Annotated in this window: 11 protein-coding genes; 3 read left to right on the top strand and 8 right to left on the bottom strand. The window is 40.1% G+C overall.

What is annotated here, in order from left to right:
* Window positions 1-56 precede the first annotated feature (56 nt).
* From AWN68_RS02995 to AWN68_RS02980, 4 genes are all read right to left on the bottom strand, one after another.
* A complete protein-coding gene (locus tag AWN68_RS02995) occupies window positions 57-1,022 on the bottom strand; it encodes a PorP/SprF family type IX secretion system membrane protein (protein WP_068411221.1) in 966 nt (321 codons plus the stop codon).
* Between the two features lie 89 nt (window positions 1,023-1,111).
* Window positions 1,112-1,891 carry a uroporphyrinogen-III synthase gene (locus AWN68_RS02990; protein WP_068411219.1) on the bottom strand — a complete coding sequence of 260 codons (780 nt, stop codon included), beginning with the start codon at window positions 1,889-1,891 and terminating at the stop codon, window positions 1,112-1,114.
* 15 nt (window positions 1,892-1,906) lie between these two features.
* Window positions 1,907-2,614: a DUF4271 domain-containing protein gene (locus AWN68_RS02985; RefSeq protein WP_068411216.1), complete on the bottom strand. Its 708-nt coding sequence runs from the start codon at window positions 2,612-2,614 to the stop codon at window positions 1,907-1,909.
* Window positions 2,615-2,620: 6 nt separating this feature from the next.
* Window positions 2,621-4,372 (bottom strand): BamA/TamA family outer membrane protein, encoded by a 1,752-nt coding sequence (locus AWN68_RS02980; protein ID WP_068411213.1) that lies wholly within the window; start codon window positions 4,370-4,372, stop codon window positions 2,621-2,623.
* Between the two features lie 32 nt (window positions 4,373-4,404).
* Here AWN68_RS02980 and hemW point away from each other — a divergent pair, with 32 nt between their 5' ends.
* Window positions 4,405-5,544 (top strand): radical SAM family heme chaperone HemW, encoded by a 1,140-nt coding sequence (gene hemW / locus AWN68_RS02975; protein WP_068411210.1) that lies wholly within the window; start codon window positions 4,405-4,407, stop codon window positions 5,542-5,544.
* On the opposite strand, the gene AWN68_RS02970 is transcribed toward hemW, so the two are convergent.
* Window positions 5,518-6,300, bottom strand: coding sequence for a hypothetical protein (locus AWN68_RS02970; protein WP_068411208.1), 783 nt, complete (start codon window positions 6,298-6,300; stop codon window positions 5,518-5,520). The two genes, hemW and AWN68_RS02970, sit on opposite strands and share 27 nt — an antisense overlap.
* 93 nt (window positions 6,301-6,393) lie before the next feature.
* On the opposite strand from AWN68_RS02970, the gene AWN68_RS02965 reads away from it, so the two are divergent.
* Window positions 6,394-6,711, top strand: coding sequence for a DUF721 domain-containing protein (locus AWN68_RS02965; protein WP_068411205.1), 318 nt, complete (start codon window positions 6,394-6,396; stop codon window positions 6,709-6,711).
* Between the two features lie 66 nt (window positions 6,712-6,777).
* Window positions 6,778-7,791 (top strand): NHL repeat-containing protein, encoded by a 1,014-nt coding sequence (locus AWN68_RS02960; protein WP_068411202.1) that lies wholly within the window; start codon window positions 6,778-6,780, stop codon window positions 7,789-7,791.
* 94 nt (window positions 7,792-7,885) lie between these two features.
* Here the strand turns inward: AWN68_RS02960 and AWN68_RS02955 are convergent, their stop codons facing one another.
* The 3 genes from AWN68_RS02955 to ileS all read right to left on the bottom strand — a co-directional run bounded on the left by AWN68_RS02955 (window position 7,886) and on the right by ileS (window position 14,799).
* Entirely contained in the window at window positions 7,886-10,738 is a 2,853-nt protein-coding gene (locus AWN68_RS02955) for a M16 family metallopeptidase (RefSeq protein WP_068411199.1), read from the bottom strand.
* Window positions 10,739-10,873: 135 nt separating this feature from the next.
* Window positions 10,874-11,494, bottom strand: a complete 621-nt coding sequence (locus tag AWN68_RS02950) for a lipoprotein signal peptidase (RefSeq protein ID WP_068411196.1) — start codon at window positions 11,492-11,494, stop codon at window positions 10,874-10,876.
* Window positions 11,494-14,799 carry an isoleucine--tRNA ligase gene (ileS, locus tag AWN68_RS02945; RefSeq protein WP_068411193.1) on the bottom strand — a complete coding sequence of 1,102 codons (3,306 nt, stop codon included), beginning with the start codon at window positions 14,797-14,799 and terminating at the stop codon, window positions 11,494-11,496. The genes AWN68_RS02950 and ileS overlap by 1 nt, the downstream gene beginning before the upstream one ends.
* Between the last annotated feature and the right edge of the window lie 32 nt (window positions 14,800-14,831).

The following is a 14,831-nucleotide window of genomic DNA, read 5'->3' as shown; positions in this document are numbered from 1 at the left end:
TTAATCCAGTCTATGGCTGAAAATTATCAAAATCTTAACTTAGGTAAACCGTTCACTTAGTACCTAAACCTAGGAGTTCTTATAATTCTCTGCCCTCCAATTCTTGGAGAAGACTTAAAATTATAGATTAACATTAACTCCTGTGATGTCGGTTTCTTGCTACTTTGATTTCCTACAACAAAATCAAAGGCATAAGCCAGCGTTAACGAACGATCACTTAATATTTTGTACCCAACTATTAGGGAGGCCGACTCTGATTGTCTATAAGCCAAACCAGCCCTGAGATTGTTATTGTACTCGCCAATAACGCTCACTTCTACGTTATAAGTATTCAAACTTACAGATTTTAGTAAAACAGATGGTGTGATAGTTATTTGAGGGGTAAATGAATAATCATAACCCGCTGTCAAATAGAAATGTCTATTCAATTGGTTGGAAACTTGGCTTTCTCCAAAGTCAAATCTCGGTTGAAATAAGTGATTTGAACTCAAACCACCAAAAAAACCTCCTTTTCTATAGAGGACCCCCAGTCCTAAATCGGGTCGAATTTGCCCTTCTTTTCCCGCAGCGTTAAAAATTGGATCAGAGGGGTCTACCACCACTACCTTATCATAATCAATAGAGTTTGAAAAGAGACCTAAATTTAATCCTACGGTAAGTATTCCCCCATTAGGTAAATTCAAGTTTCTAGATAGTGCTGTTTGTACTTGTAAGTTGTTGGTGGGGCCTAATTTGTCGTTACTCAAATATATCCCAAACCCAGCCCTTATCTGAGGTAAGCTTGAGTTGTAACTGATCAATTGTGTGCTTGGGGCTCCTCCTTGATTTACTGTACCATCATAGCCAAACCATTGTGATCTGTGGATCGCAGTTAAAGTTGCTCCATCAGAAGGCCCCGCAAAGGCCGGGTTGTAATACAACTGATTGAACATGTACTGGGTAAACTGAGCATCTTGCTGAGCTTTTGCCTGAAAGGTGACAACCAGTAGAAGAACCAATGAAAAACTAAAAGTTCTATTCATAATCTCGTAACGACAAATTTAGCCGAATTATTCACTCGAGTCGAATATATTACAAGATAAGTGGATTCTTCCCTTAGCGTTGATATAAATCAATCTAAGTTATTTGCCTTTTTTATGTAGAGCTCAAGAGCACCAGTCATAGAAGGAGCATTGGGCAAAGGAGCTTCAATGTCACTAATCAGACCAGCATCTTTTGCAGCTTGGGCGGTTGTTGGGCCAAAAACAGCTATTCTCGTGTCGTTCTGCTTAAATCCTGGGAAGTTTACAAACAATGAGTTTATTCCACTAGGGCTATAAAAAGCGATAATATCATATAAAACGTCATCCAAATCCGATAGATCGCTTGCTACGGTCTCGTATATAATGGCTTCTGTGAAATGATAGTTACTCTCTTCTAAAAAGACAGGAATGTCTTCCTTACGGATGTTAGAGCAAGGAAAAACGTATTTTTCGTTTTTGTGCTTTTTAAGAATCTCAATTAAATCTTGTGCCGTTCGTGATCCAGTAAAAATCTTTCTTTTTCTAACGACAATATATTTTTGAAGGTAATTAGCCGTCTGCTCTGAAATACAGAAATATTTCATGTCGGCAGGCACTTCAACTTTAAGTTCTTTACAAAGCCTAAAAAAATGATCAACGGCATTTCTGCTCGTGAAAATAACGGCTGTATGTTTAAGTATATCTACCTTCTGCTTTCTGAAATCCTTAACATTGATTGGATCAACCTGAATAAAAGGCCTGAAATCAATTTTGATGTTATACTTATTCGCTAAAACGTAATAAGGTGATTTATCATCAGATGGCTTTGGTTGAGATACTAGGATGCTCTTTACTTGTTTAAGCCTATCCTCTTGTGTGCTATTAGACATACCCTACTTCTTCTTCTAGATGTGGCTGTTTATTATTAGAACCAACCCAATTGTGAGCGGGGTCAGTTCCGTGGCGCAAATGTACGAAAATATAAACAACTTGCTATGAGGCCTGTCGTTGAGCATTCTCATATAGATTAAAAACCCCCGATAATAGAAAAAGATAATAGATACAGCCAATGTAAGCTGAATGAGATTTTTTGGAAACACGACAGAAGAGAAGCTTATTATAACTAAAAATAGAAGCACAAATAGAAAAAAAACCAGTGTAGCATTCACCATATCAACAAAGTGACGAGCGATTATGGAGCGCAAATCAAAGAGCAATCCGAAACTTAAAATCAACAGAAACTTAACATACACCAGCACATTAAGTACCACAAAAAGACCCAGCCATTGAAGAATGGCAACTCCAAAATGATTGACAATGAATATTTCTGGTAAGCCGTTTTCCCTCCAAAGGCCATTCGCTATGAACAGGACAACAAAGGACAATGACAAAGAACTTAAGGCCGTGAAATAAAGGTGTTCTGAACTGAATGGCCTTAAGTTACTTCCCAAATCCTCTCTCACTCTAAAGCCAAAGAGTTTATTTGGAGCAACAATACCCGAAAACACTTTTGGGAAAGCAGCCCTAGACACGGCATAGGTACAAAGCAAAATAATTGCAATAACAATAAATGCATCTCTACTTTCAGCCCTAACCAATTGTGTGTAGATCATATTCACTTAAAATCTGGCGATATAACCAAAGTGTATTTTAGATTGATTGAAATTAAAATGCCCAGTGCTCTGCGAGCTTCCTAGGGCATAAATAAAATTAAAAACGCCCGATGAAGTAGCAAAACTCAAACCTGCCCCCAAACCCAAAGCCCAATCTGATGTCGGAGATGTTTTAAATTCTCCTCGCAAATAGGCCAAGTCCGAAAACAGTAACAAATATGAACTTTCATCAAATAACAACCTACCTTCTAGTGTGGCTAATGCATATTTAGTCGAAAAAAAGAAGTTTTCGTTAAAGCCCCTAATTGTTTTAAGGCCTCCTAGCCTAAAGGCATCGTTTCTAAAAAGCTGGTCATTGGCTTTCAATCCTCCCCTCAATTTATTCACCAAAACAAAGTTGTTCTTCAGCCTTAAATAATTCTGAAAATTGAGGTCAAAAGTATACTGAAGTGTTTTAAGGTCAACCCCCTGGTAAACGGCTGAGGGCAAGCCAACATTCCGACTAATTTTCTTGTTTCCGGTGGAAGCCCTAAGGCTTAGTCCTGTACCCTTCGATATCAAAAAGGGATCATCAAAGTTATTCCAATCAAAGCCCAAACCGTATGAGGTTAAATCAAAATCTACCACAGCCGGTAGTTCATTGTTTGTGATTTTTGGGGTCCCAATTAAGTTAGTGCCTTCACTACTTGAAAAGGCATTCAGAAAGCTATTTCCGCTAAGGTTATAACCAATTTTCAGGTCAAATATTCGTTTGGTAAAAAGCGTGTCTTGCTTTAAAAAATCGAAAGCAAAATCAAAATTAAGCGGACTCCCCAAAACATTGGGGTGTGCATATAGCAGGTTTAAGTTCTGAGTTTCTTCGCTCAATTTCTGCCAATGCAGTCCAATCTTCTTCCCAGATCCAAAAGGGTTCAGCAGATCAATATCTACCTGACCTGTAATCAAAAGTCCATTTGACTTATTAGAATTAGGAAGGAATCCTATTATACCATCAATCTGGTTGACTGGCCTTTTCTGAACTTTTAAATGTACCGTGGCTTCAGAATTCTGAAACGTTAAGGAGGAAGCCTCACTTAGCCTGAGGTAAGGTAAGTTGCGTAAGCGTTGCCCCAAATAATCAATCTTTCTTTGGTCGTAAGGGCTACCCTGAACAATCCCTAAATAGTTTCCTAGAAAACGTGCCTTAAGGGCAAAATCACTTTTAATATCAAGGCTGTCGAAAAGAATCAGCGGCCCTAAATCTAGGTTCAGCGAAGCGCCAATTTGGTTTTCTTCTATTCGAAGTGAATCTAACTTTAAGCTTGCAAAGGGATAGCCATTTCTTTCTGCAAAAGACAAAAGCGATTTTTCCATCCGCGCTACTTGATTGAACCGAAATGGCTTCTCTTCGAATTGCGTCTGCTTGTGCCCACTCCTTCGCAAAAGTGAATTCTCCACATTGCCAGAAGACAGCTTCAACCAAGTAAACTTTCCTCCAACTAAAACTTGAAGCCTGAGCTCGTTATTTACTTTGGAGCGAGAAACGGTTCTCGCTAACAGATACCCATCGGAATGCAGCGTCTTGATCAGCTGCCGAACGGCCATTTCAGCGCGCAAAGAATCGACATGTTCTGTTGGGTAGTTGTATTTTCGAAGCACCAATTGTTCTTCCGCAGAAGTCTCAATTCTTAGCACATACTTTTCCTGCGCCTGAACAGAAAGGCATAAAAAACCATAAAGGAATAAGCAATAAATATACTTTAAGTATATCTTGGGCATTCTGCGAATTTAAGCTTCAAATTAACGATTCTTTGGCCGGATTATATATTCATATCCCCTTTTGCAAAAAGGCTTGTCATTATTGCGATTTCCATTTTACCCAATCTGTTGGGCAAATGGACAGCATGGTGAATGCCATTTGTAAAGAACTAGAAATACAAGCCGATTATTTGAATGGTGAAGCCATAAATACCATCTATTTTGGCGGGGGTACTCCTTCGTTGATGAATGAAGATCAGCTGAAAAGAATCATGAAACAGATTCAGCACACCTTCAGCCTGGCCAGCAATCCCGAAATTACGCTCGAAGCTAACCCAGACGACTTAGATTTTGACCAACTGAAATCTGTTTATGCTGCTGGTATCAACCGATTGAGCATGGGAATTCAGTCTTTTCATGAACCGCATTTAAAATGGATGAACCGCCAACATACGGCTCAAGAGGCAGAAATGTGTTTCTATAATGCCAGAGAGGCTGGTTTTGAAAACATCAGCGTGGATTTGATTTACGCCTTGCCTCATCACAACCATGACATTTGGGAGCGGGATTTAATGAAAGTAATCCACATGCGTCCCGAACACATTTCTTCCTATTGCCTGACCATAGAACCTAAAACCGCCTTCGGTCATTTGGTTTCGAAAGGTAAAATGAAGGATGTAGAAGAAGAATACGCTGCACAACAGTTTGAGATACTGACCGAAACACTCGACCGCTACGGCTTTGAACAATACGAAATTTCAAATTTTGCCCAGCCTGGTTACGAATCGCAGCACAACGGTAATTACTGGAAACAGGAAAAATATTTAGGTATAGGCCCTTCGGCACATTCATTTAACGGGCATTTTAAGCAAGCCAATGTTTCGAACAACGCCAAATACATCAAGGGAATAGCCGAAGGGGTAATTCCTTTCGAGAAAATCATTCTGACCAAAGAAGATCAGATCAACGAATACATCCTTACCAGCCTAAGAACTAAATGGGGTTGTGATACCGAGTGGCTACAAAAGAAACACAAAGTTGATTTATTAAAAATGCACGAAGATTACCTTATGCGAATCGACTATAAAGGCATGATTCAGGTAGAAGAAGGTTGTATTACGCTCACCAATAACGGAAAGCTTCTGGCCGATAAAATAGCTTCTGATTTATTCGTTTATGATGAGTTTTCGTAGCTCGAATTCAAATTTATCCTCAGGAAAATCAGGGAAAGACTCTTTGAAAATTTTCCTAATAAATGTAGTATCACCATCTAGTGCCGGATAAAACCTTTTGAGTATATCCACTTCTATTGCCAACCTTTTTTCTGTAGAAAGCCGCTGATTGATCAAATCAACAACGGTTTGCGATTTTTTGCTAACCGCTAACAAGTTTGACCATCGGTCACGGCTGTAGTTAATGAATTTATAAAAGTGGAATAAGTTTTGAGCCTTATATGCTTTATAAAGGTCTGAATTACGACTTAAGTCTGAAGGAATATTATTGAACCTATTGCTGGTTTCTGTCATCAATTTTTCAGCATGTTCTAGCTGTTTGATTTCACGATTGAGTTGTAGCAGCGCTTCATATAATTCGAAATCCACAATCTCAGAACCCTTTAAAGCAATGGCATATTCTATCACCTGATCGTTGTATTGGGGTTCCAAAAATCGCCAATCATAGTATTCTACCACATTACCAGAATCATAAGCCGCTTGCCACTTTCGTACATTGGCTAACATTCCTTGGGCCTGAAGAGGAAAGCTTAATCTGAATTCTTCAGTTTCTTTTTTTAAACTCGTCAATACCTTTTCATTTTCTGAGGAAATCTTTTTGTTTTCGCTATAGGCATTAAATAGGAAAGCAAGGTACACTCCAATGAAAACTACCAAAAGCTCCAAACTGAGCCATTTCAACTTGTCCCCAATCTTAAAAAGCTTTCTAATGAACATGATTCTGAATTTGATATAAATATTGACTAATTTAACATTTATGGCAAATCTGATCAGATGAACCCGTACTTTTGATGTCTGAATTGGGAAAAAGTGAGCGAGAGATATAATAGTAGAGCCTCTAGAAAGAGTCAACCTGAAAGCATTGGTGATGCGGTGAAAGATATGTTGAAGTCATTCAACATTGAGCAGAAATTTCACGAAACCAACCTGATCAATTCTTGGGAACAAGTAATGGGCGTGGCCATTGCCAAACGCACCAGCAAGATTTATATTAAGGACAAAAAACTTTACGTTCACCTCACCTCTGCCCCGTTACGCCACGAACTCAACATGTCCAAAAACAAGATTTTGGTTTTGCTGGCCAAAGAATTCGGAAGTCCTATCGTGAATGATGTAGTGTTGCTTTAACAGCCTCTTATTAAGAATAAGCTCTATATTGAAGTTGAATATTCTATAAATTCAACTTTCAATTGTATGAAGAACATTGTTAAATTCACCTCCACTCTCATCCTATTCTTCAGCTTCTTCAACAGTCAAGGGCAAAATCAAAAAATAGACGCGCAGAAAATCAAGTCTATTAATGAATTCAGTAATGGCCAATTCATCGCAAAGATTAGTGACATCGTAATTGACGATAAGCTCTTTTATTTTCTTGACATTGGTTTATTCAAAGTGTTCGCAACGGATCAAAACCTTAATTATGTCGATAGTTATGGAAAAGAGGGCCCTGGCCCAAAAGAACTGAGTCAGCCTCAGCAATTGCTCATTGAGGGAGACAGCAATATTCTAGTTTTTGATTTGGCTCAAAAAATCTTACCCTTCAACAGGTTTACAGGAGAAGTCAAAGAGAGTTTGCCTTTCAAGAAAGTTGTGACGCATCATAAAACCCTTCTGATTGAAGACAAGCTCTATTACTCTGATCTAATGGAGCCTTTGGTTACTGTTCACCAATACAGCTTAACCCATGAAAAAGAAGAATCGGGGATGGGTGAAATGGCCAAAGCTGTTACGATGGGGAGTCATATATTATCCGATGGGAAAGTTATTTATAGTATTTATGGAGAGAACCAGCCTCTGATCCAAACATTCGACCTAGCTGGAAACCTACTCCATTCACAGGACTTGAGCGTACTCAAAATATTCAGTGACATGTTAGCACAGGAGCGTAAAAGCGGAGTAAAAATAAGCGGCAACGGAAATATTAAGATGCGCGCCACTGGCCGTGTATTTGTTCAGGATGCTCAGTTATTGGAAGGAAAACTTTATATGTTAATTCCTCAACAATCAAAAAAGGACAGCAACAGAACGCTATTCAATACGATTCTCGTTTTTGAGAAGCAAGACAAGGAATGGAAGCTCAGTCAAGAAATTCAACTTCCCATAGACGGAACCTATCTGACTTTTAAAGTATTTGATGGAGGCAAAAAACTGGTCACTTTTGAAAATGTAAATGGTAATATAGAGTCTTTCAGTATTAGCGGGCAGTAAGATCAAAGTGTAACATTATTCTGGAGCAAGTCTTCTTTTTTAAAAGCGAAAAGGCCGACATTATGCCGGCCCCTTCTATTCAACTTCAGATTCTTTAATTTTTCTTGATCTCCTGTTTCAGGTTTGCATCACCTTTATACCCATCAGGAAGCTTAATGATTCGAATAATATTCTCGCCTGTTAAATACTGATTTACAGCCCCAACCACCTGTTCTTTTGTAATAGCCTTAGCCCGTTCATTTGAATTTAAGATTTCTTCAAAACCATCTCCAGATTTTGAATAGCTTTTTATCATACCCTGCCAATAGGCGTTTGTTTTAATTTGCTCATCATAATTCTGCATACGTGCAGTAATCACTTTCTGCATGTCTTCATCTGTAAATTCACCATTTTTGAGTTTCTCCAATTCCTTCATGGCCGCTTCTGCTAAGGCCTCGGCATTATCAGGTTTACAAGGAAATGAAATCGTAAAAGTGAAGCGTTCTGTTGGAGTATTACTCAGTGAAGCCTGAGCATTAACACCATAAACTCCACCCAATTCTTCCCTTAGTGTTTCAATCATTTTATTGGTCAAAACACTGGCGGCAGTACTCATGAGCCCATTGTTTTCTAAAGTATACTCATAGTCTCCACTCAAAGTAATGGTAACCACACTTTTGTCGTCTACTCCAGCATACACGTTTTGGGTGATTACTCCTGGTAAAGGCTGTAGGTTTAAATCTTTACTAGATTCCTTTTTATTCGATGCTGGCAAGCTAGCTATGTATTGCTCTAACAAAGGCTTAAAGGCCTTCATATCTATATTCCCTACGAATACAAAATTGAAATCACTGGCATCGGCAAAGCGCTCTTGATAAATCTCTGTCACTCTTTTCAGCGAAATTTGATCCATTTCCTCCGCAGAAGGTAGTCCTCTTGCCCAAGGGTTATCTCCATACATAACCTTCATTGATTCTATTTGATACTTTATGTCTGGGCTAGAACCAAAATTGGCATAAAGTGTCTTCATCCTGGTGACCCAGCTTTTAAACGCTTGTTCATCGTTCCGAACGGAGGTAAACTTTAAATGCACCATTTGGAAAAATGTCTCTAGATCTTTTAAGCTCGAAAAGCCAGACATACTCTCTTCGTATTGACCAATGCTTGCGCCTACGGATGCGGTTTTCCCTGTCATAAATTTGCCTAAATCAACTTGGCTAAATTCTCCAAGCCCCAATTCACCCACAATCTGACTGGCATTGGTAACATTCATAAATTCATCAGCAGAATAAAGAGAAGCACCACCTTCGCTATACGCACTCATCCGTACTTCATCGTTCTTGAAATCTGTAGGTTTCAAATACACTGTAGCTCCATTTGATAAAATAAGTGTGGTAATACCCGTAGCTTCATTGGTAGTTTCGCTCGTAATCTTTCCAGCTTTAGGTGCAGAGGTCATTAAAGCCGATGCTAGTTTTTCTTCCGCATATGGTTCAATCGATTGATCAGTACGCACGTCTGTCATAATTGCTTTCAATTCGTTTTCAGACGGGATATTGGCTTCTTGATCTGTTTTGGCCGTGATGACAATGGTTTGGTTGTCCTCTGTAATCCAGCCTTTCACTAACTCGTTGATTTCTTCTACTTTAATGGTTGGGAGCACCTGATTCATGAGATCCAACATTTGCTTTTCGCTCAACAAGGTTCCTCCATTCAAGAAATGCTGAACATAAGTATTAACAAGGCTACCCGATTGGGCTTTATCTGCCTCCTTGGCCATTCTATCATATGCATTAAGGTATAGCGCTTTTACTCTTTCAAGCTCTCCACCAGTAAAACCATATCTTCTCACCCTCTCATTTTCCACCATGGCAGCTTTAAGCCCTTCTTTGAACATGTCATCCTTTACATTGATAACAATGCTGTACTCCTTTTTGTACTTGCCTAATGAAGCTCCATATCCACTAAAGCTGAATAAGTAAGGTGGGTTTTCTGATTGAATTTTTTCTCTTAATCTTTGATTGATCATTTGACCATATAAACCACTCAAAATACTTTTCCTGAAATCATCTAGCGTATTTTCTGGCTTATGAGTTCCTGGTGTAATAAAGCCCACGGCAATTGAACTTCCAGTGGCTTCGTCATCTGTTGCCACGGCAATACGGGTTCCTTTAAACGGAGGTAAATCATAATATTTTCTCTCCTTTGGCTTTTTAGGGTTCTTAATAGCACCAAAATATTCTTTGATTTTCACTTCCATTTCGGCAGGATCAAAATCACCAACAGCAATAATTGCCATTAAATCTGGTCGGTACCAATCTGCATAAAACCTCTTGGCCGCCTCATATTTAAAGTTCTCTAATACGGTCTCCTTGCCAATCGGCAGTCGCTCGGCATACCTAGACCCTTGAAGCACCACTGGCCAAGTTTCTTCTCTCATTCTTTGCGCTGCACCTCGGCCAAGCCTCCACTCTTCCATGACAACACCTCTTTCTTTATCTATTTCAGTGTTGTCGAAAGTAGCATTGTGCGCCCAGTCACTCAATACCGTCAAGGCTTTATCTATATTCTCTTTGTCTTCTGTTGGAATGGGTAGAAAGTATACCGTTTCGTCAAAACTAGTATAGGCGTTCAAGTCGCCACCGAACTCAAGACCCATTTTCTGAAGAAAACTGATCAATTCATTTTTCTCGAAGTTTTTTGTGCCGTTGAACAGCATATGTTCCGTAAAATGAGCCAACCCTTGCTGGTCGTCATCTTCTAAAATTGACCCCGCATTTACGGCCAATCTAAATTCAACACGATTTTCAGGTTTGGCATTCTGTCTTAAATAATAAGTGAAGCCATTTTCCAGCTTTCCTATCTTAACAGACGGATCCTTTTCAAGCTCTTGAAAAGCAAATGACGATAATGGAAGGACGAGCAATAGCACTGCCCAAATACTGAGTTTTAGAAGTCGGTTTGTCATATTTGATTATTAAAACTATTCGATTAGTTAAATGTATAAATTATAATTAATATAATAAATGATTCTACATTTATTTACTATTAAAAAAAGTTAAGTGATTAAGTGAGGCGTGACTATAATAAGGACAATAACTGTCTATTCAATAGTGATCTCCTTTTGGATGGTTGCAGGACGATTAAAAAACCGTTTTTGAAAAATAAGGAGTAGGGCGATACCCAAGAAAATGCAAACATCGGCCACGTTGAAAATTGGCCAAAGCGCTATGTATTTGCCACCCCAAAGAGGAACCCAATCTGCAATATATCCCTCCCAAACATCGAGGTAAAACATATCTACCACTTTGCCATGAAACCAAGGTGTAACGGCATCGTAAGGTGCGTTATTTAAGTAAACTCCGTAAAAAATACTGTCGATTACATTGCCCATAGCGCCCCCTAAAATGAGTGCGATCGTCCAGAGTAAACCAGGTTTTAGATTCTTCTTGGCCAGTTTGTAAAGGTAAATGGCAATGAAAGTCATCGCGACCATTCGGAAAGCGGTAAGCCCTAACTTTCCCCATTCAGAGCCAAAGCGAAGGCCAAAAGCCATGCCTTCGTTTAATATATAGTGCAGTTTGAACCAGTCACCAAAGACTTTAATTTCCCCACTTTGGCCGAAGACCATTTTAAAATGTACCAGAAGTTTCACCGTCTGGTCTATGGCGATTACCGCCAAAGTGAGGAGAAAGTATTTATAGTGCCTGAACTGTGCAGTCATTAGCCCACTGCTATTTTCACTTCAAGCGTCCACTCGTCAATTTCAACAGTTTGCGCCTCTGAAAGCGAGTCCACTGTGGTCAAGCTCAATGCCTGCGTTTCTTCACAAACGTAGTTCGCGTTAGCTGCCAAAGCCTCGTTGATCAAAGCTTCGTTCTTGGCCACTTGAATGTTGATCTTGTCCTGAACATCAAGTCCCATGTCTTTGCGCAAATTCTGAATTCGGTTCACGAAATCACGGGCAATACCCTCGGCACGAAGTTCATCTGTAATCAAGATGTCTAGCGCCACAGTTACCTTGCCTTCAGAAGCCACTGACCAGCCCGGAATATCTTCGCTAGAGATTTCTACATCTTCCAACAAAAGTGAAGCAGGTTCGCCTTCCAGCAAAATATTTATCGATCCGTTCTTTTCAATTTCGGCAATTTCGGTCTTTGTCCATTGGCCAATGGCAGCAGCCACCATTTTCATTTGAGGACCGAATTTTTTACCCAAGGTGCGGAAGTTCGGTTTTACTTTCTTTACTAAAATGCCCGAAGCATCATCAATATATTCTACCGCCTTTACATTGACTTCGGTCATGATCAAGTCTTGAACCGCCTCAATGTATTGCTTGGTTTTTTCGTCTAACACCGGCACCATCACTTTGGTTAAAGGCTGACGCACTTTGATTTTTTCCTTCTTACGAATAGAATGCGTCAACGAAGAAATGGTTTGCGCCAAAATCATTTGAGCCTCTAAGTCCGCATTAATGCAAGCTTCATCAGCCACAGGGAAATCAGAAAGGTGTACCGATTCGAAAGTTTCCTTTCCAGACACCGCATTCAAATCCTGATATAAACGATCCATGTAGAATGGAGCAACCGGAGCCGCCAATTTCGCCACACTCATCAAGCAAGTGTACAAAGTTTGGTAAGCCGCTTTTTTACCTTGATCGTAATCGCCTTTCCAGAAACGTTTTCTGTTCAAGCGCACGTACCAGTTACTTACTTCATCGGTCACAAAATCCATGATCGCACGTGAAGCGCGGGTTGGTTCGTAATCGTTATAAGATTGGTCTACTTCTTTGATTAAACTGTTCAATCGAGATAAGATCCAACGGTCACTTTCTGGTCTTTCGTTCAAAGGAATTTCAGCATCCTCGAAAGTGAAACCATCTAAATTGGCATAAAGCGCAAAGAAAGCATAGGTGTTTTGAAGCGTTCCGAAGAACCTTCTCTGCACTTCGCCTACGCCTTCAATATTGAATTTGAGGTTGTCCCAAGGGTTGGCATTTGAAATCATGTACCAACGTGTGGCATCTGGGCCAAAATTATTGATGGTTTCAAACGGGTTCACGGCATTGCCCAATCGCTTCGACATTTTATTGCCGTTCTTGTCAAGCACCAAACCGTTGGCAATTACATTTTTGAAAGCCACTTTGCCTTCGAGCATTACTGCTAAAGCATGAAGCGTAAAGAACCAACCACGGGTTTGGTCTACGCCTTCTGCAATAAAGTCTGCTGGGAAATTCGATTCGAAAATTTCTTTGTTCTCAAACGGATAATGCCACTGCGCATAAGGCATGGCACCCGAATCGAACCAAACATCAATAAGGTCAGCTTCTCTGATCATTTTCTGACCTGTTTCACTCACCAAGTACACATCATCCACATAAGGGCGGTGTAAATCGAAGCCTTCGCCAATGCTTTCGGTCATAAAACCAGCAGCAATTGATTTCTCTACTTCCGCTTTCAATTCGGCCAATGAGCCGATACAGATCTGTTCTTTTTTATCTTCTGACACCCAAATTGGCAATGGAGTTCCCCAATAGCGCGAACGACTCAAGTTCCAATCCACTAGGTTTTCTAACCAGTTACCAAAGCGCCCTTCACCCGTTGAAGCGGGTTTCCAGTTAATAGTCTTGTTCAGTGCTACGAGTTGATCTTTATAAGCCGTGGTTTTGATGAACCAAGAATCCAATGGATAGTATAAAATCGGCTTATCGGTTCTCCAACAATGCGGATAAGAGTGTTCGTATTTTTCTACTTTAAAGGCCCTGTTTTCTTCTTTGAGCCTGATCGAAATCAAAACATCGAGGGACTTTTCAGGACGGTCGGCATCGGAATAGTATTCGTTCTTCACGTACATGCCAGCAAAATCCGTGATCTCTTTCACGTACTTTCCTTGCTTGTCCACAATAGGGACATCTTTGCCTTCTTCGTCTTTTACAAAAACGCCCGGCATGTCATTCATTACCGAAACACGGTAATCGTCTGCGCCAAATGTTTTTGAAATATGCACGATACCTGTACCATCTTCCGTAGTCACAAAATCAGCGATCACTATAGTGAAAGCTGGTTTTTCCAACGGAATGTAAGGCATCAATTGCTCGTAGCTCTTGCCAGCGATGTCACGGCCTTTGAAGCTTTCAACCACTTCATAAGGAATAACCTTATCGCCCGCTTTATAGTCTTCGAGCTTAATTTCTTTCGCCTTTTCACTGAAGAATGACGACACTCTATCTTTCGCCAAAATCACATTGATTGGCTCAAAAGTATATTGGTTGAAGGTCTTCACCTTTACGTATTCAATACCAGCGCCAACGGCCAAACCGTTGTTGGCAGGCAATGTCCAAGGCGTTGTTGTCCAGGCCAAGAAGAAGTCGTTTTCAGTACCTTCTACCTTAAACATGGCCGTCATCGATGTGTCTTTCACATCTTGATAAGTGCCTGGTTGGTTCAGTTCGTGCGAACTAAGACCAGTACCTGCTGCAGGAGAATAAGGCTGAATGGTGTAGCCTTTATAAATAAGGTCTTTATCGTAAAGTCGTTTTAAAAGCGACCAAAGCGTTTCAATATAATTGGTTTCGAAAGTGATGTATGGGTTTTCTAAATCTACCCAATAGCCCATTTTCTCGGTAAGATCATCCCACTCATCTTTGAATTTCATTACCGCCTCACGACATTTCTGGTTGTATTCTTCAACCGAAATCTTTTTGCCGATGTCTTCTTTGGTAATGCCTAATTCCTTTTCTACCTGAAGTTCAACAGGAAGACCGTGGGTATCCCAACCGCCTTTTCTTTTTACCTGAAAGCCTTTTTGCGTTTTGTAACGGCAGAAAATATCCTTCACCGTTCGCGCCATTACGTGGTGAATACCAGGCGTTCCATTCGCAGATGGAGGCCCCTCATAAAAGGTAAAAGAAGGTTGCCCTTCTCTGGTGTCTACTGACTTTTCGAATATGCCGTTCTCTTTCCAGAACTGGAGCATTTGCTCTCCTATTTCGGCATAATTCGGGTTTTTGTATTCGTTGTACTTTTTCACTTTACTCCTTGTTTTATGGGCTAAGCCGAAAA

Source organism: Roseivirga echinicomitans, assembly GCF_001592935.1.
GTDB classification, from domain to species: Bacteria; Bacteroidota; Bacteroidia; order Cytophagales; family Cyclobacteriaceae; genus Roseivirga; species Roseivirga echinicomitans.
The sequence above is the reverse complement of the archived record's forward strand: the minus strand, read 5'-3'. Positions and strand labels throughout refer to the sequence as shown.

Bases quoted from the DNA above. Each gene is read 5' to 3' on its own strand.
- AWN68_RS02995 (WP_068411221.1), bottom strand. From the start codon at position 1,022: ATGAATAGAACTTTTAGTTTTTCATTGGTTCTTCTACTGGTTGTCACC.
- AWN68_RS02990 (WP_068411219.1), bottom strand. From the start codon at position 1,891: ATGTCTAATAGCACACAAGAGGATAGGCTTAAACAAGTAAAGAGCATC.
- AWN68_RS02985 (WP_068411216.1), bottom strand. From the start codon at position 2,614: ATGATCTACACACAATTGGTTAGGGCTGAAAGTAGAGATGCATTTATT.
- AWN68_RS02980 (WP_068411213.1), bottom strand. From the start codon at position 4,372: ATGCCCAAGATATACTTAAAGTATATTTATTGCTTATTCCTTTATGGT.
- AWN68_RS02970 (WP_068411208.1), bottom strand. From the start codon at position 6,300: ATGTTCATTAGAAAGCTTTTTAAGATTGGGGACAAGTTGAAATGGCTC.
- AWN68_RS02960 (WP_068411202.1), top strand. From the start codon at position 6,778: ATGAAGAACATTGTTAAATTCACCTCCACTCTCATCCTATTCTTCAGC.
- AWN68_RS02955 (WP_068411199.1), bottom strand. From the start codon at position 10,738: ATGACAAACCGACTTCTAAAACTCAGTATTTGGGCAGTGCTATTGCTC.
- AWN68_RS02950 (WP_068411196.1), bottom strand. From the start codon at position 11,494: ATGACTGCACAGTTCAGGCACTATAAATACTTTCTCCTCACTTTGGCG.